Here is a 26720-nt window from a genome sequence, read left to right as displayed (position 1 = left end):
CAAAGTTTTTGGAAACTTAGTTCTGGCAATAAAATTGCATAAAAAACAATCCTTGTAAACAAAAAACGATTGTAATTATGTCAGAAAACAAACAAACACCCGATAGTGAATTACTTCTTCAAATAGTTGGATATAACTCCGATGCATTTGATCAGCTATATAATCGCTACTCAGCAACTATTTATTCTTTGATTAAGGAGATAGTTACAAATCCAAAACAAGCTGAGAAAATTCTTTTAAATGTTTTTTCCGTTTTCTTAAAGCGGATTGATTATTACAGCACTACAAGTAATAATATTTTTACTTGGCTTACACTGCTTGCAAGAAATATTTCTGTTGATACATTAAAAAGAATGAAATTTGTTGAAGACATTCCAATCTATTCTGATGATTATGAAATTGAGTTTATACTTCCGAATCTATCGCAAGAAATAAGTTTGATAAATCTTGATGAAAGAAATGAACTTAGCGAAAAAATTAAATCTTATAAAAGTCAGCTTTCTGAGGTGCAAAATTTAGTTTTATCACTTATTTATTTTGAAGGGTTGAATGAAGAGGAAATAGCAAAAAGATTAAATGTAACGGCGGCAACGGTAAGACAAAAAACTTTGGCTATAATGGAAAATCTATACAGCCAATACACCGGACATGCTGAGGATGCTAAAATTAATAAAGAAATTCTAAATCTTGCAAAGTTAGAATCACTTGGCTGTCTAACTAATCAAGAAAGAATACTATTTAATCAAATACGAAATAACGATCCTGATTTTTTGTGGAAAGAATATGGTGAGTATCAAAACTTAACTGCACTACTTGCAATTGCTATTCCAGCCGTAAAACCACCACACGAGCTTAATACTGAGCTAAGAATTGCATTTACAAAGATTTTGCAGGGCAGTGATGTTGATTACCCGATAGTTGCTTCAGAAATTTCTGTTGTTGAGCCAGTAATAAATTCAATTCCAGAACCACTTCCTGAAAAAGTTGAAATACCGAAACCAGAAGAAATGGTTGTAGCAAAAACGGATACTATGGAAGAAACCAAATTGGAAAGGATAGTAGAAGCAAAAGCTGAAAAAAATGACGGTTTTCACATCAAATTTAGAGAACGTGATCCAAAAGAATTAAGCATTTTAAGGAATCTGGATAATGTTGATGTAAACACAAAAGTAGACCAAAACACAACCACAGTTACAGCGACGGCAATAGCAAAAGCGGAAACAGAAATTAAATTTAAGAGTTACCAAAAAATTCCGGTTAAAAAACCATCAAGTTTTATTGACACAAAAGTTTCCTCTGCTGATATAAAACAGGTGATTAATGCCGTAATAAATGAAGATAAATTGGTTCAAAATAAAATATCATCGAACGAAAGTGTGAAGCAAAATTTAGAAATTGAAAATGATGATCCTTCAATTATTATTGAAGAACCAAAGCCAGTACAAGCTAAAGAAGAAGTTGTGATTAAGAATCGTTTGATCCCAAACAGCAGTATCAATTTAAAAGAAATTTTTAGAAAAGATAATAAGCCATCTAACAGCAAAGAGATCAATCCGGTTAACGCAAAAGTTGAAAAAGTTGTTGAAGAAAAACCCGTTGTGCCTGTTGATAATTTTGATATAAAAATCAAAACAAATGAGCCGCCAAAAGAGTTTAGAAAAAACAGTCCTTTTGTTGATAAAGATGAAAAGAATATTCAGAGCAAAACGACTTTGACTACTGATAATCTAGAAACATTAAACAAGCCAAATGAAACTGATAAAGAAATTCACAAAACAGAAAACGTAGCATTAAAAGAAGAACATGCGGTTAAAGAAAAACCTGTTGTGCCTGTTGATAATTCTGATATAAAAATAAAAACAAACCTACCTCCAAAAGAAATTACTAGAAGTAATGTTTTTGTTGATAAAGAGGCAAGTCCTATTCAAGCTAAACAACCCGCCCCAGCTATTGAAAAGCCAGAAATAAAGATTAAACCGATAGATCCTCCAAAAGAAATTAAGAAAACATTTTCTGAAGCTCTTAAAGAAGAAGCAATTGCAAAGTCAACTCCACAGGCTCCAATTGTTGCAAAACCGGAAATTAAAATCAAATCAAATTTGCCGGTTAAAGAGGGTTTTAAAAAAGATTTTGTAGCCGCAAAAATTGAAAATGTAAATCCTATTAAAAATGCAGCGCCTATTGAAGAAAAAGCTGTGGTTGATTTAAAGACTAACGATGCACCTATACAAAAAGAAGAAATTAAACCCCAGATTTCAAAAAGTGAGGAAGCTTTTAAACAAATTAAACCTACCGTTGATAGATCAAATTTAAAAATTAGAGAAACAGTTTTTACTGAGAATGTAAAGAAAGCTGAAGAAGTAAAAAAAGTAACTGTTGCTCCAATAGTTGATCCCGTAAGCAATTTAACCCAATCTATAAATGTTGATGAGATAATATCAAAAATTGATGAAGAAAAAGTAGAACCGGTAAAATTGAGTGAAGCAGAATCTTACGAAAAAGAAATTATTAAGCTTCGCAAAAAATTGAAAAGAAACATATTGGTTTCTGCTGCACTGTTTGCTGTTCTAGCAGCAGCCTCGGTATTTGTTTATTTTAATTTTATGCAAACCCCAGTTAAAGTTGTTGGTAGTACAACTCGCAGTTCAGAAAAAATAAATTTTGCTGGCCAAACAAGTCTTGTTCTCAATACTGATTTTAAACCCCCAATAGAAACCGAAAATGCAATAGTAGAAAATGGAAGTAATACAACCGAAACTGCTGTAACCAAGGAAACCATGATTGGTAAAAAAGATATAATAGTGCCTTTACCCGAAATATCTACAAAAGAAGAAAGCACTTTATTTGCATCTAATGTTAAGGAGGATTTAACGAGCACAGAAATTGTTCCTACACAAACAGCTGCTGCAAAAACCGAAACTGTTGTTCCGCCAAAAGAAATAAAAAAGGTTGAAGAAGAGCCTGCATTTTTTGTTGCTGTCGAAGAAATGCCTGAGTTGATTGGCGGGATAAAAGGGCTACAGGGTAAAATTGTTTATCCGGAAATAGCAAAAAGAGTTGGCGTTGAAGGAAAAGTTATAGTACAGGCTATTGTGGATGAAAACGGAAAAGTAGTTTCTGTAAATACCGTTAAAGGTATTGGTTCCGGTTGTGATGAAGTTGCTATGGATGCCGTCCGCAACAGTAAATTTGTTCCCGGCAAGCAAAGAGGAAAGAACGTAAGTGTTCAGGTTACAATACCTATAGTGTTTAAAAAATAAAGTTGTTACTCGACTTTGATTATAAAAAAAGGCGATTCAAAATGAACCGCCTTTTTAATTTTAAATTTGAATTATTTTCTTAATTGTTATTTCAACAGCACCATCTTTCTAACTTCTATGTAAACATTGCTGCCGTTGTTTGGTGTCGCTTCTAATTTATAGAAATATACTCCGCTCGGCAGAGCCGCAGAACTGTTTCCTGTGGCGAACTGCGCTACGAAATCAACTTCATAATTTCCGGCAGATTTATTTTCATCAACCAAGGTTGCAACTTCGTTTCCAAGTACATCAAATATTTTTAGTGATACTTTACTTGCTAATTGTATCTGGTAATTAATCTTTGTACTTGGGTTAAATGGATTTGGATAATTTTGTGATATATTAAAATTCTTTATTGTACTGACATCATCTGCAACATCAGAAACCAGCACGTTTACTGAATCCGATTTAAGAATAAACGGAATATTTGGCAAATTATTGTACATACCAATAAACTGCGTAATGTCCGGTTCGCTAATACTTGCAAGCTGATCAACAACTCGTGGTTTTATTGTTTGGAAACAAACTTCCGCAAATACTTTGTATGTGGTTTCGTTAGTAACAGGAATTCTATAATTAATAATATCACTTCCGGTTCCTTCTATTGAATTTTCTTTGTTGAAGTTTGGATCGGTTACAGCACCGCCGAATATTGCAACAGTATCATAACTTGAATGCGTTGTTGTAAATCCTTTTGGTGGAATCCTGTTATCTTTAATGTATTGTGAAGCACGCAGCAATGTATTTGTAACTGCCAAATCAACATCAACCATTACACCTTCGTAAATCTGGATTTCATTTTCATTCGTAATTAAATCGTAGTGTGGTTCGTAATCAGCATCCAATCCAACAATTTCACCCAACTCATCATATTTGCCGGATTCATAAACAACATTATTTGTGGGGTCAGTAACTTTTAAATGTACCCACATTCTTCGGAAAGGAATTCCGCTTGGAATTTTATGTCCCGTCTTATTTTCAATCTTTACAAAAACGTTTAAAGAATCATTTTCATAAGTTGTTGTAATATAAAGATCAACAGCTTTTTTTGTTAGATTTTCTTCTGCACGAACAATTGTAGAATCAAAATTTTCAGCCGACGCAGTTAATCCCAACATTGATATATTATCTTTTAACATTCGCAACATATAAACATTACCGCCGACAAAAACGTGTTTCCAAAAAGGCGAACGATAAACCTGATGAGATTGTGGAATTGAAGCGATATCAACTGGGTCATTTATCATCGGCATATGGCAATCCTGACATTGAATATTTTGTGCAGGATAAATACTGTTCTTCCATTCGATGTACGGAGTTTGTTCCGCAAACTCTCCGGCAATTTGCCCTTGATTATTCAAATAAGGCGTAAACAAAGTATGGCAAGTTGCACACAACTCTGATTGATTTAAATGTGAGGTATAAACTGGCAAAAACGCGGCCATTGCAGTCATTGCATTAAGTTCGGGATCAGGGTATGGTCCGTAAATTATGCTATCAGGATCAATCTGATAATGGCCGGAATAAGATGTAACCATTCCAAAGTTATCAGGTTTTATTTGGTGACAAACTGCACAGCTTACACCATCGTTTGCAATCGGGTCCGCTTTCATTTGAGCGATTGAGTAATTTGTTGCACCATTAAAAAGGGCTTCGGTATATCCCATTGGCGAGTGGCATTTTGTACAGGTTGTTTCTATTGTCTGCTGCAATGTGGGGAACCTGTGAACTTCTTCAGCAACAACTGCACGCCAAAAAGGATCTTTACTTGCATTGCCCATCATAGTTGAGCGCCAATAAGTTATTGGTGAAACATCAAGTCCGTTTACAGTCATAACATTAGCGCCATCGCTGGCATGGCAAACTTCGCATAAACCTGATCCTGCAAAAAGGGTAGTTCTTCCAAATGGTAAGGGATTACTTTGCGCAAACAAAATTGTTTGGTTTATTAGAATTGATAATAAAAATGTAAAAAGTTTGTTCATATATATAGTCCTTTAATAGTCTTTAAAGTTTATATGTTGATGATTTTTCTTATTTAAAATAAGTGATTATTGTTGAAGATGCACAAAGAATAATTTTTCTTTCTGTTTTATTAACAGTTTAGTGTTGTCAAATAAATTTAATCAATTTTCGCAATTTTTACTTTAAAAATAGTGTAAACTAACTATTGACAAAATCTGTTTCCTCCAATAGGTTGGACTTAGAATTTTACGATTCTATATCTGTTCAGCAAAATTATAACCAGGGAGCAACTTTATGGGTAAAAGTTTGGTTCTAAAAATTCTTGACAAGCAAAACAACTTAAGCAAGTTTTCGCTTCTCGCTTCTCGCTTCTCGCTTCTCGCTTCTCGCTTCTCGCTTCTCGCTTCTCGCTTTTACGTTTTTCGTCTTTCTTCTCTCGCTTGTGGTTATGCCATCTTTCGTGCCCGCACAAGTAATAATTAAAGAAAAAGTGGAGATCAATCCGCAGGGTATAATATTACCGGATGCTCCTTTAAGCAATCATACTATAAGAGTTGATATTCAATGGTCGCCTGCATCTTTACCTGGCTGGATAATGTATTATGATCTGGATTGTGATCAGAATAGTTATTCATCTGCATCATCAACAACAGGATCAAATACTTTCTCGCTTACAAGTCCGGGATATGAGAATTACCAGATACAATTCCGTTTTGGAAGTCTTAACCCGAATCAACCAACAATAACAGGAACATATCAACTATATTATGATGAGCAATTAATCCGCTCAGCAAGTTTTCAGGCTCAGAAAGCGACATACAGTTCCTATGCTTACTTTAACACGCACTACCAATCGCCGGTTTTAACAGATTACAACTTTTCAATATATGCTAGTGAAATCTGCCCCGGCAGTTATGAAGATATTTACATCACAACAAGTAGAAATTGCAACGCAACTGCAGAAATAAATACCGAACAGGACTCAATTACCCTTACAATTGAAACTGGCAGAGAGTTTGTTTCATTTTACAAAAACAGCCAGAAAAAAGACACAGTTACTTTTATGTTCAATGAACTAGGCAGCATCCACTTAAGGCAGGATATCACATATATTGGTTCAACACCACTGGATATAAATATAAAGAGTGATTGGACAGGCTTAATAAAATACCAGCAGCTTGTAGTAAATCCGCAGGAACAATTCCAGATAAGAGTTCCTGATCAACCAAGAATTGTCTATAGTGGTGGAGTTGGAGCTTTAATAATAGAACCATACAGCACCAGTATTTGTCCGCCATATGTATCAGAAAACCTCAGGTACACAGCACTGATAAAAAAAGGCAGCAACAGAGGCTTGCTTTATGATTACGATTCAGGTAACAGCGGAGATACACTTACAAACCTAACACTGCAGGAAGATGGTGAGAAGTATTTGGATTTTATTACTGAAGGCGAAATTCTATCACAAACAGATACAGTAATAGTAAAAGTATTTACAAATGATGAAAACATAGACACAATAGAAGCAACAATAATTATTTATCCAAATGAAATAGAAGTGCAGATAATTCCATCTGTAGTATCACCGGGCGATACAGCAAGAGTTGTATTAAAGAAAAGAGGAGTAAACGGTTTAGAAGATTTTGCAGCAGATAAAGTATTTAATGTAGAGATTGTGCAAGGATTAGAATTTGGTTTGATACTTGACAGCCTGAGCAATGATACATTAACAACCTTTTCAAACATACCACAAGGATTTAAGATAATAACCAGAGACAGCACAGGAACAGACTCTGCAAAAATTAGAATAAAAGTGAGCACTGAAGAAAGCGGATTTCCTGTTGCAAGTATGATAAGGAACAATACAAAGACAAATAAAAATGAAGTTGTTGATGATAATGAAAACAAGAAGAATGATGATGAAATAATAACCCCTGATTGGATAATCCCCGGACCAATTTTACTTGAAGGTTTTGGTGATGTGGTTGTTAAAAAGGATGGGGATTGGTGTGATAGTTTAATTATTTGTAACTCAAGTGAATATTTACCCAATATATTACTTAATCAAGTCCCAAATGGTTATTATGGCCGTGATGTTTGTACTCCTAATATTGGACAATTAGAGGGTGTAAATGCGTTTTGGACGGACACATTATATTCTTTTGATTTAAGTTTATGTAACAATGATCAAAGACAAAAACTATGGTTTAACATTAATGATAATCACACCCTTAAAGTAAATTATAGCTTAACAATTTGTGAAGATCATGCTCCAGGAGGTTGTCAATTTATTGATGATTGGACTGGTTTGGCCGATACTTTAACCTGTGATGAGATTGAGGACATTCTAAGTGCAACCGCTGGATATGGAACTCACGCAACCCCTTGTTATTATTTTAAGAATATAATTTATGCACACGAACAGGAACATATAAGCGACTATCAAAGATCATTAGATAATAAAAAAACAGAGTTCTATAATGGTTTGGAATATATAGGCGCAGTGTGCGCGGAATTTGAAACCAAGGAATCTGCAAAAGCTTTTTGGCAAAATACTTTAGAAAGAAATTTCTTAGATTTTAAGAATGATTGTTTTGAAGATTTTAAAGATCTCGTAAAAAATATTGGTGGGTGGGACAAGTATGAGTTGGATGTCCAGAATAGGGGAACAGTTAAGGATGTAATTAATAGTCAGATCGAAGCAGTAAATAATTCATTAGGCTGTTCGATGGGGCTTCTAAATTATTAAGAGGAATTTTATGAAAAAATATAAAATATATAAGTTGTTTTTTTTATTACTAATAATAGTAAATATTTCATTTATTAGCCTTGCACAGGAGCAAGACCCATTTATTAGGAAATTAGATAGTCCTAAATATATTGATCGATTGGAGGCTTCAATGATAATCGATCAAGAAAGACTGTATCAATATGCTTCAGCATTAGAGGCACGAATTTTTTTACAAAGAGATCCAAAACTTGTTTATTCATTCTTAAGAACACTTGAGACCTTAAATTCTCCAAATCTATATAATATAGCGCAACATTTTATTGATACTATAGATTATTTCGCTGATATTGATAAACAAATAGATCGTTTAAAAGTCAAAGCAATTGCTTCAGGTATACTAATAGACTTTAATGATTATTCCAGAGTAGATTATATTTTTGAGATAATTAATATAGATAAACAACAACAAACTATAACCCCTGGGATAATATCATTATTATCAAAGCTATTATATAATCCAGTATTTGAAAATCAAGCAAAAGAGGAACTGTTATATTTCTTTAACAATAACAATTATAAATCATTGCCAGACGGTTTAGGCAACCCAAGATCTGGAATATTGTCTTTCCTTAAAGATAAATATGGTTTAGGTATGACGGATTTAATCATCAATTCATTCCTATTTGATCCATCAGTTTCAATTAGAGGTGCTTCTTTAAATTACTTGACAGAATTAAATTACTCAGGTTTAGATACACTTCTTATCTATAAATTATATATGGATAGTGATAGTATTATGCGACCTCAGGTTGCCTTAACAATAGCTACTCGACTAAATACACCGGAAAGGCTTTATATTCTAAAAACTTATAAACCACCATTACAAAATGAACACCGTGCACAAGGGATCGCCATATATGTCGCAGGAGTTATACCTAAGCAACCAGTTACAGAGAATACAATTCAAAGTATCGATACTACAATTTCATTCATCGATGTTTTATACGACTACTCTTGGCTTGGCGATTTAACATTCTCCAACGAACTAAAAAACGTTTTAACAACAGCCCAAACTAATTTACAAAACGGAGACTCGCTTGCTTGCAGAGTTCAGGTAAAAGCATTTCAGGATTTGGTGGATAATGTTTATAAAGACTCACTAAATACAGACGCGCGTTTTGTAACAATAGAAGGCTGGAAATTTCTTTACTGGAATGCTCAGTACATTTTAGACAGGCTGCCGGAGCCGCCAGCAAATCCAAACCTTGTTGTAAACCTAAAAAACAGTTTGGGTACACAAATACCAGCAAGTAATGTAAAGTATTATGAGGGAAGCTGGAAAGATGCTGTTAACAATGGAGATGGAACTTTTACAGTTATAACAACAAGAGCAACAGTAAGTATTAGAGTTTTCTACGAGTATGCAAGTCAGCAAGTGGATAATGTTCCAGCACAAAACAATACTTATACTTTTACAACAGTAAACGCAGCAGTACAATTAAAAAATAGTCTTGGTAATTTCATAGATCAGGGAACAGTTCAATACTATGCTGGTGCGTGGAGAAGTTTTGGTACAACCACAAACGGGCTGCTCCCCCCCCCCCCCCCCCCCCCACCCCACCCCCCCCCCCCGCCACACCGCTGGTGCGTGGAGAACTTTCGGTACAACATCAAATGGAGTTGCTTACAAAGAACTACTGCCAATCAATTACAGTTTTAGAATGACTTATGAATATGTTTCAAAAGATAAACAGCAAAACTTAAGTACAAATACTGTTGTGGATTTTAGTACTGTGCTTTGTTCTGTAAAGGTAAGCAAGACAAGTAATAATGAACCGATAAATAATGCAGATGTAAAATACTATTCCGGTGCGTGGAGAAATCTTGGAACAACAAACATAGATGGGATTGTAACTAAAGAATTATTACCAGCAAACTTAAGTTTTAGAGCAACACTTGGGAATGTTAGTCTGGATAAACAGCAGGATATTTCTGGAAACAATTTGGTTGAAATATTAATGAATATTCCGTAAACAATGAAAATCAAACTCTGTGTTTCTGTGTGAAATGGATTGAAGGAAATCCTTACACGAAGAGCCACGGAGTAACACAGAGAAAAAATATTAGAAAAAAGGAATTATAAAATGAAGATAAAAATAGTATTAACAGTAATCCTGCTCTCAACAATAATAGCAGCACAAAACACTTACGAGGTAAAGCCAGGAGTTAAAAATAACCAGATAGTTTTGCAGTTATCAAATGTTTCTTCAACTGAATCTGCAAGTAATCTTGAGGTTAAACTAATCAAGAATTCCAAATTTTTAAATTTCAATCAAACAGAAAAAACGATTGAAAATATTACTCAAGGCACAGAAACAGAAGCAATTTTTAATTTTGATGTAAACTATAATATCGGAAAGGCTAAGGCAGACACAATTGAGTTTATGATTTCTGATAACAAAAGCGTTTATCTAACAAAACAATTTGTTCTTAACTACGGAGTGCCAACGGAATATAAATTAGAACAGAATTTTCCAAATCCGTTTAATCCAACAACCAAAATTCGCTATAGTATTCCGTCAAACGTCAATCGCGAAATGTCAAACGTAGTATTAAAGGTCTATGATATACTCGGCAACGAAGTAAACACATTTGTAAACGAGCAAAAAGAGCCGGGATATTATGAAGTTGATTTCAACGCATCACAGTTTGCAAGCGGAGTTTATATTTACAGATTAATATCTGGTAATTTTATATCCACAAAAAAGATGATGGTTCTAAAGTAAGTTTTTAGTTAAAAATCAGCCATTTTCGGCAGATCCGCTTAAAACAATTTCTTGTTTGTCATAATAATTAATCCTATTTTTGGCTATGTGATTCGCCCCTTTGAGGGCGTTTTTTGTTAGTATGGATATAATTAAAGAAAATATAGTTCGAATTTGTGATGAAATTGCAGAAAAGCTAAACTTTTTTGTAATCGATATTAATTTTAGGGGCGACAACAGAAAGCAGATTATTGAGATTTTTGTAGATACTGAAAAAAACGTTGATGCCGATAATCTTGCTGAAATAAGCAGGGAAATAAATTCGAAAATTGAAGAACAAGATTTTATACAAAAAGCTTATAGATTAGACGTATCTACTCCCGGTGTTGATAGACCGCTTAAATTCCTAAAACAATTTCCAAAGCACATCAACAGAAATTTTGAAGTTACTTACAAAGCCGGTGAAGAAACGAAAACCATTACCGGGAAATTATTGTCCGTTGAAAGAGAAGAGTTAACTTTTCTTTCTGATAAAAAAGAACTTTTAATTGAATTTAAAAACATAACAACTGCAAAAGTTATAATTAGTTTTTCTTAGAATAGGAGAAAGTAAATGAATTACGATATTGTCGAATCCTTTGCGCAAATGGTAAGGGAAAAAGGCATTGATAGAGACGTACTCGGTGGAATACTCGAGGAAATATTTGGAATACTTGTAAAGAAAAAATTCGGTGAAGAGGCAAAGTTTGATGTAGTTGTTAATATGGATAGAGGCGATATCGAAATATTTCTTGAGCGAGAAATTGTAGATGTTGTTGAAGATCCCAACACACAAATAAGTCTTGAAGAAGTTAATAAAAAAGGTAACGAAGACGATCTTGAGGTTGGAGAAGATTTTGTTGAAAAGATTGAACTTGCATCTTTAGGAAGAAGACTTGTAGTTCTTGCTAAACAAAGTCTCAATCAAAAAATACGTGAACTTGAAAAAGAAATTATCTACAACGAATACAATGAACTTCTTGGTGAAATTGTTGTCGGAGATATTTATCAAATAAGAAAAAATGATATTCTTGTTAATCATAACAAGAATGAACTTGTACTACCGCGTAACGAACAAATACCTTTTGAAAAGTATAAAAAAGGTGAAACGATAAGAGCTATCGTTAAAGAGGTTAGAAAAGGAAACAGCGGACCTGTTATCGTTATTTCAAGATCAGACAATATGTTTTTAAGAAGATTGTTTGAAATTGAAATCCCGGAAATCTATGACGGAATTATTGAGATTAAATCAATAGCTCGTGAACCTGGTGAAAGAGCTAAAATTGCTGTTGAATCTCAAGATTCAAGAATAGATGCAGTTGGTGCTTGTGTGGGAATGAAGGGTGTAAGAATTCACGCTATTGTACGCGAACTTAACAACGAAAATATTGATGTCGTTAGTTATTCTGATGACCCTATAATTTTTATACAAAAATCTTTAGCTCCGGCTAAGCTTAAAAAAATAGAGCTTGATGAAGATGAGAAAAAAGCAATTGTAACCGCAGATAGCGATCAGGTTTCACTAATCGTTGGCAGAAATGGTGTAAATATAAGATTAGCAATGCGATTAACTGGTTATGAAATTGAAATATTACGTGAAGAGAAGCCATTTGAAGAATATGAAGAAGACATTGAGTTAATCGATATAAAAGAAGAACTTGGTGCGGAAGTTTATGAAATACTTATCAATCACAGGTATGATACAGCAATTGAAGTGTTAACCGCTGGACCTGAAAAACTTAAAGAGATTGAAGAGTTTGATGAAGCAAAAATTGAAGAGATACTGGAAATAATTAAATCGCAGTTTGAAGAAGAAGAATAGCCTAAGAAAAGGTAACTAATAAATGTCTGAAACAAAATCGCCCAAAATTAGATTATACAAGTTCGCAGCAGAGATAAATCTTTCTTCAGAAAATCTTATTGAGTTTCTGAAAACTAAAGGACATGTTGTTAAATCTCACCAATCAGTTCTTACTGAAGAAATGATAATCGAGATTAATGCTCATTTTAAAAAAGATATAGAAAAAGCTGAACAGCATTACAAAAAAATTGCGGATTTTAATAAAAAACGTGCTGATAAATCAGAAAAGACTGAAGAAGTTACTAAAATTGAAGAAGAACCGGTTAAGGATGATGAATCAAAAGAAATAGTAATTACTGATGTTTCTGTTGAAGAAGCTCCCGAACCAATTGAAGAAGCAGTTAAAGTTGATGCCGCGGAATCTGAAGTAACCTCAGAACCTGAAGTTGCCGAAGAAAAGGTTGAAAAAGTAGTTGAGAAAAAAACAACCGCAACCCCAGAGCCGAAAAAGTTTATTTCTCCAAAGGATAAAGAAGAGGGTAAAAAAAGAGGCTTAACTGTTGTTGGCAAAATGGATCTTGGTGAAGAGAAAAAGACCAAGCCGCAAGTAAAAAGACTTCCGGGAACTCAAAAACCTACTGATAGCAAGCCCGAAACAAGTGATTCTTCCTCTGATGCAGTTAAGAAAAAGAAAAGACCAAAAACTAAAAAGAAAACTACCACCACAGAAGTTACCACAGAAGAAACACCTGTAGCTAAAAAACGCAAGCGTGTTAAGAAATTTGAGATTGATGAAAAGGATGTTAAGGCTGCAATAAAGAAAACTATGTTAAGCATGGATGATACGGCAACTACAAATAGAGCCTCATCTAGGAAAAAGAAAAGACGAGAAAGAGAAGCAGAAGAGGAAAGGTTAGAAGAGTTAAAGACACTAGATAAAAACATTATCAGAGTTAATGAGTTCATCGCTGTGAGCGAACTTGCTAACCTTATGGAAGTTCCAGTTGGTGATGTGATTTCTAAATGTATTAGTCTTGGCTTGATGGTTTCCATAAATCAAAGACTGGACGTAGAGAACATTACACTCGTTGCGGATGAATTTGGTTTTGAAGTCGAATTTCAGAAAGAATACACTTCTGAAATTTTAGAAGATATTATTGATTCTGAGGAAGAGCTTCAACCTAGATCTGCGGTTGTTACAATAATGGGTCACGTTGATCATGGTAAAACATCTCTTCTAGATTATATAAGAAGAACTAATGTTGTTGCGGGCGAATCTGGCGGAATTACTCAACACATTGGTGCTTACAGAGTTGATGTTGGTGATGGAAAACAGATTACTTTTCTTGATACGCCTGGTCACGAAGCATTTACTGCGATGAGAGCACGCGGCGCACAGTTAACTGATATTGTTGTACTTGTAGTTGCAGCGGATGACGCGGTTATGCCTCAAACTGTTGAAGCGTTAAATCATGCTCAAGCTGCCGGTGTTCCGATTATTATTGCAATAAATAAAATTGATAAACCCGGAGCAAATCCTGAAAAAATTAAACAACAAATGGCTGATAGAAATGTGCTTGTAGAAGATTGGGGCGGTAAATATCAGTCAGTACAGCTTTCGGCAAAATCCGGATTAAATGTTGATCTACTGCTTGAAAAAATTATTCTTGAGGCGGATATACTTGATTTAAAAGCAAATCCTAACCGATTTACACGTGGCGCAGTTGTAGAAGCAGAATTAGATAAAGGACGTGGAGTAACAGGCACCATTCTTGTTCAAAAAGGAACTTTAAGAATTGGCGATCCATTTGTTGCGGGAATTCATCACGGAAAAGTGAGAGCTATGTTTGATGAAAGAGGAAACAAGGTAAAAGAAGCTCCTCCGTCAACACCGGTACTTGTTCTTGGATTTGAAGGCGCGCCACAAGCGGGTGATACTTTTATTGTTCTTGAGTCTGAACGTGAAGCACGTGAAATCAGTTTAAAGAGACAACAGTTAAAACGTGAACAAGATCAAAAACAAATTCATCATATAACTCTTGATGAACTTGCAAAACAAATTAGCATTGGCGGAGTTAAAGAACTTGCACTTATCGTAAAGGGTGATGTTGATGGTTCTGTTGAAGCTCTCTCGGATTCGTTGATGAAACTTAGCAATCAGGAAGTGATTGTTCGCGTTATACATAAAGGTGTTGGCGGAATTTCTGAAAGCGATGTGCTTCTTGCTGCGGCATCAAATGCAATTATTATTGGTTTCCACGTTCGTCCAAATATTAATGCAAGAAAACTTGCTGAAACTCAAAAAGTTGATATCAGACTTTACAGCGTTATTTACAACGCTATTAGCGAGGTTAAATCAGCATTAGAAGGATTGTTATCACCGTTAATTTCTGAAGAAGTTACAGGTTCAATTGAAATACGTGATACATTCAAAGTTCCAAAATCGGGAACGGTTGCCGGATGTTATGTGCTTGAAGGAAAGATTACAAGAAATAATAAGATTAGATTAATTCGTGATGGAATTGTTGTACATGAAGGTGGCATTGGTAATTTAAGAAGATTTAAAGATGATGTTAAAGAAGTAGATGCCGGTTATGAGTGTGGATTAAATATTGAGAACTTTAACGATATAAAAGTTGGCGATATTATTGAGGCATATAAAATTATTGAAACTAAGAAAACGTTAGCATAATTATTTTTAGACCGAGTGAAAAATTAAATGTCTTATAGAATCGATAAAGTTGAACATCTTATTAAACAAGAGATCAGTCTTATATTTTTGCATAAGCTTTCTCATGTTGATCTTGGTTTTATAACGATTACAAATGTAAGAGTAAGTCCCGATCTTAAACTTGCAAAAATATATTTATCTGTTTTTGAAAAAGAAAAAAGAGAACTTGTTCTTAGTAGGATTGAAGATAAAAAAGGATTTATAAGATCAGAATTAGCGCACCGAATAAGAATTAAATTTATACCCGAGCTTAAGTTTTTTATTGATGATACTCTTGATTACGTTGAAAAGATTGAAGGATTGATTAAGAAAATTCACGAAGATGATGATAACAAAACAAACGAAGGATCCTCAGACTCTTGATTATTTGTCCGGTCAGGTTTTGTTAATCGATAAACCTGTAAACTGGACTTCGTTTAATGTTGTCAGTCGAATTAGAAGATTAACTAAAGTTAAAAAAGTTGGGCATGCAGGGACTCTTGATCCGCTTGCGACAGGTTTATTGATTGTTTGCACTGGAAAAAAAACAAAAGAGATTTCCGAATATCAGGCGCAAAGAAAAAAATATACCGGGATAATTACTCTTGGTAAAGCTTCTCCTTCAATGGATTTGGCAAGTGAGATTACAGAAACAGTTTTACCGAACGATTTGGATGAAGAAAAAATTCTTTCTGTCCGAAATAAGTTCTTAGGAAATATTAAACAAATTCCGCCAATGTTTTCGGCACTAAAACATAAAGGTAAACGCCTTTATAAGATTGCACGAGAAGGTAAAGAAGTTGAACGTCTACCGAGACAAGTAGAAATATTATCATTTGAGATTACTAAGTTTGACTTGCCGAATCTTCATTTTGAAATAGCTTGTTCTAAAGGAACTTACATTAGAGTTATTGCGGATGATTTTGGAAAAGAACTCGGTTGCGGTGGCGTTTTAAGTTTGCTGCGAAGAACAGAAATTGGTGATTATAAAGTTGAGGATGCTTTTAATCTGGATGAGTTTACAGCAGAATTTAATGAAGTTCAAAATCAGGAAATCACTTGATTTTATAAATTATTAGTTATAAAGTATTTAAAAGTAAGAGTGATAAAGTTATAGATGCAAGTTTTTGATAGTATTAAAGATTTAACGAAGAATAAAAATACTATTCTTACACTTGGCACGTTTGATGGGATTCATCCCGGTCATTTAAAGATCATTGATAAATTGGCAAGCTGTTCAAAAGAAAAGGGCTGCAGAAATGTTGTTATCACATTTCACCCCCATCCAAGAACAGTGTTGATTGAGGGCAATAATGTTAAAATGTTAACCACACAGGAAGAAAGAAAAACTCTTCTTGAAAAACGTGGTGTTGAAAACTTTTTAACAATAAAATTTACTAAAGAATTTGCATCGCTTACGGCAGAACAATTTATTTATGATTATTTAATAAATGGAATTGGTTTAACGGAAATTGTTCTAGGACACGATCATCATTTTGGAAAAGGAAGAAGCGGAAACGTTGAACTGTTAAAAAAAATTGGGGAAAAAGAAAATTTTTCTGTCACAACTGTTGATGCTTTTTATATCAATAATGAAATTGTTAGCAGTACAAAAATTAGAAACGCAATTAGCGAAGGTAATCTTAAAAAAGCTAACACTTTACTCGGAAGAAATTATTCGTTCAGTGGAACGGTGGTTGGAGGCGATAAAAGGGGAAGAGAACTTGGTTATCCAACAGCAAATATAAAGTTATCATCGCAGGAAAAATTATTACCTGCAATTGGTATTTATGCTGTTAGAGTCCTTTTAGAAAATGAAAAACATATTGGACTTTTAAGTATTGGTAATCGCCCAACATTTTATAATGCAGGCGAACTTGTTACAGAAGTTTATATCTACAATTTCGATCGTGAAATTTATGGTGAAACTGTAACGATAGAATTGATTGATCGTCTTCGTGGCGAAGAGAAGTTTAATTCAGCTGAGGATTTAATCAACCAAATGAATAAAGACAAAGAAAACGGATTAAAAATTTTTAATGAACTAAATAATTGATTCCGGTTGGTTCTGGAATTATATCGTACAAATAAATTAAAGGATAGTTAAAATGACAAAAGAAGAAAAACTTGAGATCATCTCAAAATTCGGAAAAGATTCAAATGATTCAGGAAAATCTGAAGTGCAGATTGCACTACTTACAAAAAGAATCAACGATCTTACTTCGCACTTTGATGCTCACAAAAAGGACCATCACTCAAGAAGAGGATTGATGATGATGGTTGGTAAGAGAAGAAGACTTCTCGATTATTTAATAAAAAATGATATTGCACGATACAGAGCGATAATCAAAGAATTGAACATAAGAAAGTAAGGTTGAAATATGGTTATTAAGAAAGAAGTTGAAATAGGTGGAAAATTATTTTCGATAGAAACAGGAAAATATGCAAAGCAAGCTAACGGATCTGTTATGGTCCGTTACGGAGATACAATGGTGTTGGTTACAGCAGTTGCTGCTACTGAAGCGAAAGAAGGATTAGATTATTTTCCATTACAGGTTGAATATCGTGAAAGGACTTCTGCTGCAGGAAAATTTCCAGGCGGATATATAAAACGCGAAGGAAGACCAACTGAAAAAGAAATCTTAAGTTCAAGGTTATGCGATAGACCAATCAGACCGTTATTCCCCCCAAGTTTTAAAAATGAAACTCAGGTTGTTGCAATGGTTGTTTCTTATGATGGTGAAAATGATCCGGATGTATTAGCGGCTTGCGGTGCTTCTGCGGCACTCGCTATTTCAGATATTCCGTTTGATGGTCCGATGGGCGAAGTAAGAGTTGGAAGAGTTGGCGGTGAGCTTGTAGTTAATCCAACTCACGAACAAATTAAATTAAGTGATATTGAACTTATTGTTGCAGGTACTGCTGATTCTATAATGATGGTTGAAGGTGATTCGAAAGAAGTTAGCGAACAGGATTTACTTGATGCTTTAAAATTTGCGCAAGTTGAAATCAAAAAAATTGTTGATGTTCAAAATCAATTAAAAGCAGAAGCAGGAAAAACCAAATGGATTGTTGCTGAACCAACAATTGATGCTGATCTTAAAAAAGATGTTTATGGTTTGGCTGAAGCAAAGTTTAAGGAAATTGTTTATTCGATTCTTGCAAAGGAAGAAAGATCTGCAAAAAACAAAGAACTTTCTCAATCTGTAAAACAAGCACTTACAGAAAAATATCCTGAGCAAGAAAAAGTTATTGGCGAAATTCTTCACGATTTAGAAAAAGATCTTATGCGTGAAAGAATTTTAAAAGAAGGTATTCGTCTTGATGGAAGAAATACAACTCAAGTCCGCCCAATAACAATTGAACTTGGAAATTTACCAAGGACACACGGCTCAGCATTATTTACACGCGGTGAAACACAAAGCTTAACTAATATTACACTTGGCACAAAAAGCGATGAACAGACTGTTGATGGTCTGTTGGAAGAGTACAGCAAGAAATTCTACCTTCAATATTATTTCCCACCATTTAGTGTGGGTGAAGTTGGTAGAATGACAGGCGTTGGCAGAAGAGAAATCGGTCATGGCAATCTTGCGGAAAGATCTTTAAGACAAGTATTACCAACCGATGATGTATTCCCATATACGGTACGAATTATTTCTGATATACTTGAATCAAATGGTTCATCATCAATGGCAACTGTTTGTGCAGGTTCGCTTGCAATGATGGATGCAGGTGTTCCAATTACAAAAGCAGTTTCCGGAATTGCAATGGGATTGGTTAAAGAAGGAAATGATTATGCTGTTCTATCAGATATACTTGGAAATGAAGACCACCTTGGTGATATGGATTTCAAAGTTGCTGGTACAAGTGATGGTATAACCGGATTCCAGATGGATATTAAAATTCAGGGAATCTCTTTTGAAATTATGGAGAAAGCCCTTCATCAGGCAAAAGAAGGAAGAATGCATATTCTAGGTAAGATGAATGAAGCAATCAGCAAACCAAAAGATTCATTATCACAGTATGCTCCAAGATTAATAACCATGAATGTTGCAACTGATCAGATTGGATTAATCATTGGACCTGGTGGAAAAACAATTCAAGGAATGCAAAGATTATTTGGTGTTGATATAAATATCGAAGATGATGGAACAATACACATTGCTTCACCAAATAAAGAAAACGCACAACAGGCAAAAGAGTACATCAAAAAATTAACTGCTACTCCGGAAGTCGGAGAAGTTTATGATGGTGTTGTTACAAAGATTGCTGATTTTGGTGCTTTTGTAGAAATTCTTCCCGGTAAAGAAGGATTACTGCATATTTCTGAAATTGATAACAAGCGCGTAAATAAGGTTTCTGATTACCTGAAAGTTGGAGATAAAATAACCGTTAAACTTCTTAAAGTTGAAGGCGGCAAATTCTCTTTAAGCAGAAGAAAGTTATTAACTGAAGCTGCTGAAAAAGAAGCTAAAAACAACCCTCCAGCAGAGCAATCAACTAATTAGTTACGTAAATCGTAATTTGAATTAGTAATTTTTTAATGTCACACTGAGCTTGTCGAAGTGTGACAATACTTAATATTAAGTCAGTCTTCGACAAGCTCAGACTGACATGATTTTAGGATAATTAGCTAAAGTAAGTTATTTGCCCACATAAAGATTTTTAAAGGATTTTAATGCTGATAGCATTAATATATTTTTTTAGGAGTTTCACAACTCGGCCTTTGCTGTTAGTTCACAGAGAAGGATATTACCGCACTCTGAGCATTCCTTTGCTCAAATTAGAGTACCAACAGTTTTTATTAATGAAATATTTTATTTCATACAGAGAGTTTTTTATTTATGATAAAAGAAATTATAATAAATTCATCTTCCAACCAGACGCGTGTTGCGATTACGGAAGATGGAAATTTAGCCGACTTTTTTGTTGATTATCCTGAAAACAGGAGAATGGTTGGGGATATTTATCTTGGAAGAGTTGCGCGCGTACTTCCGGGAATAAGAGCCGCTTTTATTGATATCGGAATGAAGCATGACGCATTCCTCCACTTTTCTGATATTGGTGATCGCACAAAACAATTTCAGGATATGTTAGGCGATGAGGATTCCGACGTTGATGATTCTGATGATGAAGATTTAAAATCAAATCGTACCAACGGTAACGGAACATTAGCTCCACCGCCCACACCGGTTATAACCAAACTACGTAAGGGAGAAGAAATTCTTGTTCAGATAACCAAAGAGCCGGTTAGTAATAAAGGGGTAAGGGTTACTTCTTCAGTTTCGCTTCCGGGTAGGTTTTGTGTACTACTTCCTTTCGATAACAAAATTGGCATCTCGAAAAAAATATATGATTATAAAGAGCGAAGAAGATTAAGGAATATTGCGCGGGGAATTTTACCTACAAATTATGGCCTCATTATCCGTACTGTTGCAAAAGATCAAACCGAAGATGCAGTTAAAGATGATTTAACAAATCTTGTAAAAACATGGAAGACAATTGAAGCTGCCGCCAAAAGTGAGGAGCCGCCATCAATTGTGCATCAGGATATGAGTACAACTGATAGTGTTATACGCGATCTGCTAACACCGGATGTTTCCAAAGTATTTGTTGATTCAAAAAAACTATATAAGCAAATAAAAAGTTATGTTCAGTTAGTTCAGCCAGGTTTATTAGAAAAGATCGATCTCTATAAATCCTCTTCGTCAATTTTTGATGAATTTAAAATTGAAGAACAAATAAAAACATTGATGGGCAGAAAAGTTTTACTGCCAAGCGGTGGTTATCTTATCATTGAACACACTGAAGCCATGGTTGTTATTGATGTTAATAGTGGACGTTACGCTAAAAGCAAAGAGCAAGAACTTAATTCACTCAAAACTGATCTTGAAGCTGCCCGTGAAATAGCAAGACAATTACGTTTAAGAGATATTGGTGGAATTATCGTTATAGATTTTATAGATCTTGAAGAAGATAAAAATAGAAAAAAGATTTACGACGAATTAAAAAAAGAATTTCGCAGAGATCGTTCTAAAGTTTCTGTGCTGCCAATGAGTGATTTTGGATTGGTGCAAATTACCAGACAGAGAATTCGCCAAAACATTAATCAGGCAATGAAAGATGTTTGTCCTGTTTGCGGTGGATCTGGATTTATGACAAAAGAATCTCATCTTGTTTACGATATTGAAGATTGGTTAAAGAGATTTAGGAAGTTTTTTGGAGGATTTAGTTTAATTGTTAAATGTCACCCATCTGATGCAAGCAGATTGCAGGACAAAAAATTTACAAAAATTCAGTTTAAATATTTGGTTAGATTGCGTATTGAGGAAGACACATCCATCCCAATGGGCAAGTTTAGGTTCTACTCAAAGAAAAAGGGTGTTGATTTAACAGAAAAGTTTAAATAAATCGGAGATACACTGTGAAATTTTTTATCGATACAGCAAACATAAATGAAATAAAAGAAGCAGCCACACTTGGTATTCTTGATGGAGTTACAACCAATCCTTCACTTGTTTCAAAAGAAGGAAAAGATTTTAGAAAATTACTTGATGAAATATTAGCAATCGTTGATGGCCCCGTTAGCGCTGAAGTTATTTCCACGGATTATGAGGGGATCTTAAAGGAAGCATACGATCTTGCAAAAATCCATAAAAATATTGTGGTTAAAGTTCCTTTAATTAAAGAAGGATTAAAAGCCGTTCGTACTTTAACTTCAGAAAATATCAAAACAAATGTAACGCTCTGTTTTTCTGCATCGCAGGCATTACTTGCTGCTAAAGCTGGTGCAACTTATATCAGCCCATTTGTCGGCAGGCTTGATGATATTAGTACTAATGGCATGGATTTAATCGCTCAGATCGTTCAGATTTATAAAAATTATGATTACAAAACAGAAGTTCTTGTTGCAAGTATAAGACATCCACTACATCTTGTTGAAGCTGCTTTAATGGGTGCTGATGTTTGTACAATGCCATTTCCTGTAATTGATAAATTGTTTAACCATCCTCTTACAGATTTAGGATTAGAAAAATTCTTAAGTGATTGGAAAAAAACTCAAAGCAAATAAATCTTTAATACTATACGGAAAAAATTATGAAACGTACGAAATTTTATAACGCTCATAAAAACTTAGGAGCTAAAATTGTTGAGTTTGCAGGATTCGAAATGCCGATTCAATATTCTTCAATAATTGCAGAACATAAAGCTGTCAGAAATTCAGTTGGCGTTTTTGATGTATCACACATGGGTGAAGTTTTTGTTAGAGGTAAGCTTGCTTTGGATTTTGTTCAGCACATCACAATTAATGACGCTTCAAAACTTTTTCCGGGTCGTGTACAATATTCCGCAATGTGCTATGAAGACGGCGGCATTGTTGATGATTTGCTTGTTTACAGAATATCTGACGATGAATTTATGCTTGTTATAAATGCATCAAACATAGACAAGGATTTTGAATGGATGCAACTGAATAACAACTTTGATGTTGAACTAACCAATTTAAGTGATGAATATTCCTTACTTGCCGTTCAAGGTCCATTTTCTCAAAAGACTTTACAAAAGTTAACTGATACAAAAATAACACTTGAATACTATCATTTTACAAAATTAAATCTAGCCGGTGTTGATATGTTAATATCAAGAACCGGTTATACTGGCGAACTAGGCTACGAACTTTATTTTAAAGGTGATGAAAAAACAGCGTTAGAATTATGGGATAAGATATTTGAAGCTGGAAAAGAATTTGATATTCAACCTGTAGGATTAGCTGCAAGAGATTCTTTAAGATTAGAAATGGGTTTTTGCTTGTACGGTAACGATATTGATCAGACTACAAATCCCTTAGAAGCAGGATTAGGATGGATTACAAAACTTGCACAACCAAAATTTATTGGTAAAGAATCTTTATTAAAGTTTAAAGAAAATGGGTTAACCAGAAAACTGGTTGCAATCATTTCAGATGAAAAAATATTTCCCAGACATGGTTATGATATTTCAATTAATAATAATAAAATTGGTGTTGTAACCAGCGGCACGGTTAGTCCAATGCTTGATAAGCCGATTGCCCTTGGTTATGTCGATATAGAGCACGCTGATGTTGGATCCTATGTTAACTTTCAGATCAGAGGCAAAGAATCTGCTGCAAAAGTTGTAAGACTACCATTTGTAACAAGATAAAATTATTTATATGAAATTAAATGTTTTTCTTTCACCGGTAATTGTTGACGAGCTTTACTTTACTAGTAAAACTACTGTTGTAATTGATGTGCTTCGTGCAACATCTACTATAGTAACAGCAATTAATAACGGCGCAAAAGAAGTTGTTCCTGTTGCCAGTGTTGAGTTTGCTGTTAAAGTTTCCGGCGGAATGTTTGGCGGGCAAATATTACTCGGAGGTGAGAGAAACACTAAAAAGATTGAAGGATTTGCACTTGGTAATTCACCTTTTGAATATTCTAAAGATGTTGTTGAAGGTAAAACAATAGTTTTCTTTACAACAAATGGAACCAAATCAATTGCAAAAGCAAAGTACTCGGAAAATTTATATACGTGCTCTTTTCTAAATATCAGCGCAATTGCAAAACATCTTATAACATTAAATACAGATGTTGAAATTGTTTGTGCCGGAAGAAATAATTATTTCTCAATTGAAGATTCTGTTTGCGCAGGAATGCTTATATCAAAAATTAGTAAAGTTAAATCAGATTCTTATTTAAATGATTCTGGTGCTGCTGTGTTAACTTTGTATGAAAAATACGGAGATAACTTGATAAAAATGATGCGCGAATCAGATCATGGAAAAATTCTTTTAGAAAACGGATTTGAAGCAGATCTTGAATATTGCAGTTCGATTGATCTGCTTGATGAAATTCCTGCTTATGCCAATGGCGTTATGAAAAAACTAAAGTAAGTCTAATTAAAAAATTCTAATGGCACTTAAAAAGAAAAAAAGCGTTAAAGAAAAAAACGGAAAGAGTAGTTCAACCAAAAACTATTTTATTTTAACGCCCGAAAATAAAAAGCAGATATTTGGAATATTCCTTCTGATTATTTCTGTTATTCTTTTTTTAAGTGTAGTTACATTCGATAGAAGAGACGAAGCTAGCCTCACAACTTTTTTTTCAGATTTTTTTACTTCTTTTGATAAAAAAATTGATATTCAAAACTGGCTTGGAGTAACAGGTGCTCATTTATCAGTCTTTCTTGTAAAAGCTACTCTGGGATACTTTTCTATAACAATTCCTATCGTACTTTTTTTATGGGGAATTTCATTCTTCAAAAAAATCGATTTCAAATTTCGTTTGCACGTTTCAAATTTCTTATTACTCGGTTCAATTATTGCAGCTGCATTTTTTGGTGTGCTGCGGGTTAATTATGGTATTCTCTCAGACACATATGAACTTTCTGGGTTTATTGGTGGTCATCTTGGTAATTTTTTAAGCGGATTGATTGGTGGTATTGGAGGTATTTTAGTTCTTGGGTTTGGCTTTGTAACGCTATTGATTTTTGCACTTGATGTTGATATTAAAAACATGCTTCATTTCCTTAAAAATGTATTTTCATTTAGTGATGGAGAGACAGAAGAAGAGGATAAAAAAGAAAACGATGCAGTTGATTCAAAAGAAAAGCTTGAAAAAATTAAAAAACTAAGTGGCGATAAAAAGAAAAAGAAGGAAAAAACAACGGCTGAAGAACTATCTGCCGCCGAACTGATGGAAAAAGAAACTGAAGAACAAACACGCATTAGAATTATTCGTAAAGATGATGTTCCGGTTTCCGCTGCTGAAAATGAAGTGCTCAATGAAGAAGTAAAAAAAGTTAATATAGAGAAAACCGGCGAACTTCCTGAAAGAAAAGAAAAAACTGAAGCGGAAGAAGAACAAAAACTTCCAAATCAATGGGAAGAAAAGATTGATTATAAAATGCCGGGTCTTGATTTGCTTGATGCTGCACCGGAAGAAAACTATCAAGTTGCAGAAGAAGAACTAACAAACAATGCTGGACTGCTAAAAGAAAAATTAAAACTTTTTGATATTGAAATTAAAGATATTTCTGTTACTCCAGGGCCGGTAGTTACGTTATATGAAATTGTTCCTGCGCCAGGTGTTAAAATCAGTAAGATAGTTGGATTAGAAAATGATATCGCTCTCGCGCTTGCTGCACGTGGAATCCGTATTATCGCACCAATTCCGGGTAAAGGCGCAATTGGTGTAGAAATTCCAAATGCAATTGCATCACTTGTAAACGCTCGCGCTGTTCTCGGAAGAATTAATGAATCTGATGCAGAGTTGCCGCTTGCACTTGGTAAAACAATTAGTGGTGATGTTTATGTTGCTGATCTTGCAAAAATGCCGCACTTGCTTATTGCCGGATCAACCGGTTCCGGGAAAAGTGTTGGAATAAATATGATAGTTAGCAGCCTGCTTTACACAAAGCATCCTTCAGAAGTAAAGTTCGTAATGGTTGATCCCAAAAAGATTGAACTATCTTTTTATAACAAACTGCGCAAACATTATTTAGCTGTTTCTCCGGATTTGGATGAAGAGATAATTACAAATCCGCAAAACGCAATCTTAGCATTAAAGAGTGCTGAATACGAAATGGAAAGACGTTACGATAAACTTGCAAAAGCTGGTGTACGTAACATTGTTGATTACAATAAAAAAGTAAAAGATCCCAAAACCAGACCGCATGATACTGATAAGATAAAACATCATCCTATTCCATACATAATTGTAATTGTGGATGAGCTTGCAGATTTAATGATAACAGCAGGCAAAGAGGTTGAAGAGCCAATTACAAGATTAGCACAACTTGCGCGTGCAGTTGGGATTCATCTTGTCCTTGCAACGCAACGTCCATCAGTAAATGTTATAACAGGAGTTATCAAAGCAAACTTCAGTTCAAGAATTGCTTATCAAGTTGCAACAAAAATTGATTCACGTACAATACTCGATATGAATGGTGCAGAACAACTTCTTGGAAGAGGCGATATGCTTTTCCTTCCAACAGGCTCGCCCAAACCGATTCGTGTACAAAATGCTTTTATCTCAACCGATGAAGTTGAAAAAATAACAAACTTTGTTTATGCACAGCCATCTTATTCTAAGCCATATTTTTTGCCTTCTTTATATGATAAGAAAAAAGAAACTTCAAGCGGCGTTTCATCTGATTTAGATCCGATGTTTGAAGATGCGGCAAAAGTAATTGTGCGTCATCAACAGGGTTCTGTTTCTTTGTTGCAGCGCAGATTAAAACTTGGTTACTCACGTGCTGCAAGAATTGTGGATCAGCTTGAGGAAGCCGGAATTGTTGGTCCAAATGATGGCAGTAAAGCGCGCTCAGTTCTTGTAGAAAACGAAGAACAGCTTGAAACAATTCTGCGCAATCTGTAGTCCAAACG

The 26720-nt window shown here is 34.4% G+C and carries 19 protein-coding genes; 18 read left to right on the top strand and 1 reads right to left on the bottom strand.

Translation table 11 applies throughout. The features are described from left to right. Positions 1-77: 77 nt before the first annotated feature. On the top strand, positions 78-3260 hold the full coding sequence (locus IPJ23_13200; protein MBK7631633.1) for a TonB family protein: 3183 nt from the start codon (positions 78-80) through the stop codon (positions 3258-3260). A gap of 86 nt (positions 3261-3346) precedes the next feature. Here the strand turns inward: IPJ23_13200 and IPJ23_13195 are convergent, their stop codons facing one another. Next, complete coding sequence (locus IPJ23_13195; protein ID MBK7631632.1) at positions 3347-5284, bottom strand: T9SS type A sorting domain-containing protein; 1938 nt, start codon at positions 5282-5284, stop codon at positions 3347-3349. A gap of 428 nt (positions 5285-5712) precedes the next feature. Here IPJ23_13195 and IPJ23_13190 point away from each other — a divergent pair, with 428 nt between their 5' ends. From IPJ23_13190 to IPJ23_13110, 17 genes are all read left to right on the top strand, one after another. Next, on the top strand, positions 5713-8013 hold the full coding sequence (locus IPJ23_13190) for a hypothetical protein (protein MBK7631631.1): 2301 nt from the start codon (positions 5713-5715) through the stop codon (positions 8011-8013). Positions 8014-8023: 10 nt separating this feature from the next. Next, on the top strand, positions 8024-9715 hold the full coding sequence (locus IPJ23_13185; protein MBK7631630.1) for a hypothetical protein: 1692 nt from the start codon (positions 8024-8026) through the stop codon (positions 9713-9715). Between the two features lies 1 nt (position 9716). Continuing rightward, positions 9717-10028, top strand: coding sequence for a hypothetical protein (locus tag IPJ23_13180; protein ID MBK7631629.1), 312 nt, complete (start codon positions 9717-9719; stop codon positions 10026-10028). Positions 10029-10139: 111 nt separating this feature from the next. Beyond that, the gene (locus IPJ23_13175; GenBank protein ID MBK7631628.1) at positions 10140-10781 is read left to right on the top strand and encodes a T9SS type A sorting domain-containing protein; all 642 of its coding nucleotides are present in this window, start codon (positions 10140-10142) and stop codon (positions 10779-10781) included. A 121-nt stretch (positions 10782-10902) separates the two neighbouring features. Beyond that, the gene (locus IPJ23_13170; protein MBK7631627.1) at positions 10903-11358 is read left to right on the top strand and encodes a hypothetical protein; all 456 of its coding nucleotides are present in this window, start codon (positions 10903-10905) and stop codon (positions 11356-11358) included. Positions 11359-11373: 15 nt separating this feature from the next. Further along, on the top strand, positions 11374-12621 hold the full coding sequence (gene nusA / locus IPJ23_13165; protein MBK7631626.1) for a transcription termination factor NusA: 1248 nt from the start codon (positions 11374-11376) through the stop codon (positions 12619-12621). A gap of 22 nt (positions 12622-12643) precedes the next feature. Further along, positions 12644-15292, top strand: coding sequence for a translation initiation factor IF-2 (infB, locus tag IPJ23_13160; protein MBK7631625.1), 2649 nt, complete (start codon positions 12644-12646; stop codon positions 15290-15292). A 27-nt stretch (positions 15293-15319) separates the two neighbouring features. Next, positions 15320-15694, top strand: a complete 375-nt coding sequence (gene rbfA / locus IPJ23_13155) for a 30S ribosome-binding factor RbfA (GenBank protein ID MBK7631624.1) — start codon at positions 15320-15322, stop codon at positions 15692-15694. Beyond that, positions 15657-16373 (top strand): tRNA pseudouridine(55) synthase TruB, encoded by a 717-nt coding sequence (gene truB, locus IPJ23_13150; GenBank protein MBK7631623.1) that lies wholly within the window; start codon positions 15657-15659, stop codon positions 16371-16373. Before rbfA ends, truB begins: the two co-directional genes overlap by 38 nt. A gap of 54 nt (positions 16374-16427) precedes the next feature. After that, complete coding sequence (locus tag IPJ23_13145; protein MBK7631622.1) at positions 16428-17366, top strand: bifunctional riboflavin kinase/FAD synthetase; 939 nt, start codon at positions 16428-16430, stop codon at positions 17364-17366. 52 nt (positions 17367-17418) lie between these two features. After that, positions 17419-17682 carry a 30S ribosomal protein S15 gene (gene rpsO / locus IPJ23_13140; GenBank protein MBK7631621.1) on the top strand — a complete coding sequence of 88 codons (264 nt, stop codon included), beginning with the start codon at positions 17419-17421 and terminating at the stop codon, positions 17680-17682. A 9-nt stretch (positions 17683-17691) separates the two neighbouring features. Further along, positions 17692-19821, top strand: a complete 2130-nt coding sequence (gene pnp, locus IPJ23_13135) for a polyribonucleotide nucleotidyltransferase (GenBank protein ID MBK7631620.1) — start codon at positions 17692-17694, stop codon at positions 19819-19821. 336 nt (positions 19822-20157) lie between these two features. Further along, on the top strand, positions 20158-21723 hold the full coding sequence (locus IPJ23_13130; GenBank protein MBK7631619.1) for an Rne/Rng family ribonuclease: 1566 nt from the start codon (positions 20158-20160) through the stop codon (positions 21721-21723). Positions 21724-21737: 14 nt separating this feature from the next. Beyond that, positions 21738-22385 (top strand): fructose-6-phosphate aldolase, encoded by a 648-nt coding sequence (gene fsa, locus IPJ23_13125; protein ID MBK7631618.1) that lies wholly within the window; start codon positions 21738-21740, stop codon positions 22383-22385. A gap of 26 nt (positions 22386-22411) precedes the next feature. Beyond that, on the top strand, positions 22412-23494 hold the full coding sequence (gcvT, locus tag IPJ23_13120) for a glycine cleavage system aminomethyltransferase GcvT (GenBank protein ID MBK7631617.1): 1083 nt from the start codon (positions 22412-22414) through the stop codon (positions 23492-23494). 10 nt (positions 23495-23504) lie between these two features. Beyond that, positions 23505-24227 (top strand): 2-phosphosulfolactate phosphatase, encoded by a 723-nt coding sequence (locus IPJ23_13115; protein MBK7631616.1) that lies wholly within the window; start codon positions 23505-23507, stop codon positions 24225-24227. Between the two features lie 19 nt (positions 24228-24246). Then, the gene (locus IPJ23_13110; protein MBK7631615.1) at positions 24247-26712 is read left to right on the top strand and encodes a DNA translocase FtsK 4TM domain-containing protein; all 2466 of its coding nucleotides are present in this window, start codon (positions 24247-24249) and stop codon (positions 26710-26712) included. Positions 26713-26720: the final 8 nt, after the last annotated feature.

This window comes from Ignavibacteriales bacterium (assembly GCA_016709765.1).
Classification (GTDB): Bacteria; Bacteroidota; Ignavibacteria; order Ignavibacteriales; family Ignavibacteriaceae; genus IGN3.
The sequence above is the reverse complement of the archived record's forward strand: the minus strand, read 5'-3'. Positions and strand labels throughout refer to the sequence as shown.

Coding starts and splice junctions, on each gene's coding strand:
- IPJ23_13200 (MBK7631633.1), top strand. CDS start 78: ATGTCAGAAAACAAACAAACACCCGATAGTGAATTACTTCTTCAAATA.
- IPJ23_13195 (MBK7631632.1), bottom strand. CDS start 5,284: ATGAACAAACTTTTTACATTTTTATTATCAATTCTAATAAACCAAACA.
- IPJ23_13190 (MBK7631631.1), top strand. CDS start 5,713: ATGCCATCTTTCGTGCCCGCACAAGTAATAATTAAAGAAAAAGTGGAG.
- IPJ23_13185 (MBK7631630.1), top strand. CDS start 8,024: ATGAAAAAATATAAAATATATAAGTTGTTTTTTTTATTACTAATAATA.
- IPJ23_13180 (MBK7631629.1), top strand. CDS start 9,717: ATGACTTATGAATATGTTTCAAAAGATAAACAGCAAAACTTAAGTACA.
- IPJ23_13175 (MBK7631628.1), top strand. CDS start 10,140: ATGAAGATAAAAATAGTATTAACAGTAATCCTGCTCTCAACAATAATA.
- IPJ23_13170 (MBK7631627.1), top strand. CDS start 10,903: ATGGATATAATTAAAGAAAATATAGTTCGAATTTGTGATGAAATTGCA.
- nusA (MBK7631626.1), top strand. CDS start 11,374: ATGAATTACGATATTGTCGAATCCTTTGCGCAAATGGTAAGGGAAAAA.
- infB (MBK7631625.1), top strand. CDS start 12,644: ATGTCTGAAACAAAATCGCCCAAAATTAGATTATACAAGTTCGCAGCA.
- rbfA (MBK7631624.1), top strand. CDS start 15,320: ATGTCTTATAGAATCGATAAAGTTGAACATCTTATTAAACAAGAGATC.
- truB (MBK7631623.1), top strand. CDS start 15,657: ATGATAACAAAACAAACGAAGGATCCTCAGACTCTTGATTATTTGTCC.
- IPJ23_13145 (MBK7631622.1), top strand. CDS start 16,428: ATGCAAGTTTTTGATAGTATTAAAGATTTAACGAAGAATAAAAATACT.
- rpsO (MBK7631621.1), top strand. CDS start 17,419: ATGACAAAAGAAGAAAAACTTGAGATCATCTCAAAATTCGGAAAAGAT.
- pnp (MBK7631620.1), top strand. CDS start 17,692: ATGGTTATTAAGAAAGAAGTTGAAATAGGTGGAAAATTATTTTCGATA.
- IPJ23_13130 (MBK7631619.1), top strand. CDS start 20,158: ATGATAAAAGAAATTATAATAAATTCATCTTCCAACCAGACGCGTGTT.
- gcvT (MBK7631617.1), top strand. CDS start 22,412: ATGAAACGTACGAAATTTTATAACGCTCATAAAAACTTAGGAGCTAAA.
- IPJ23_13115 (MBK7631616.1), top strand. CDS start 23,505: ATGAAATTAAATGTTTTTCTTTCACCGGTAATTGTTGACGAGCTTTAC.
- IPJ23_13110 (MBK7631615.1), top strand. CDS start 24,247: ATGGCACTTAAAAAGAAAAAAAGCGTTAAAGAAAAAAACGGAAAGAGT.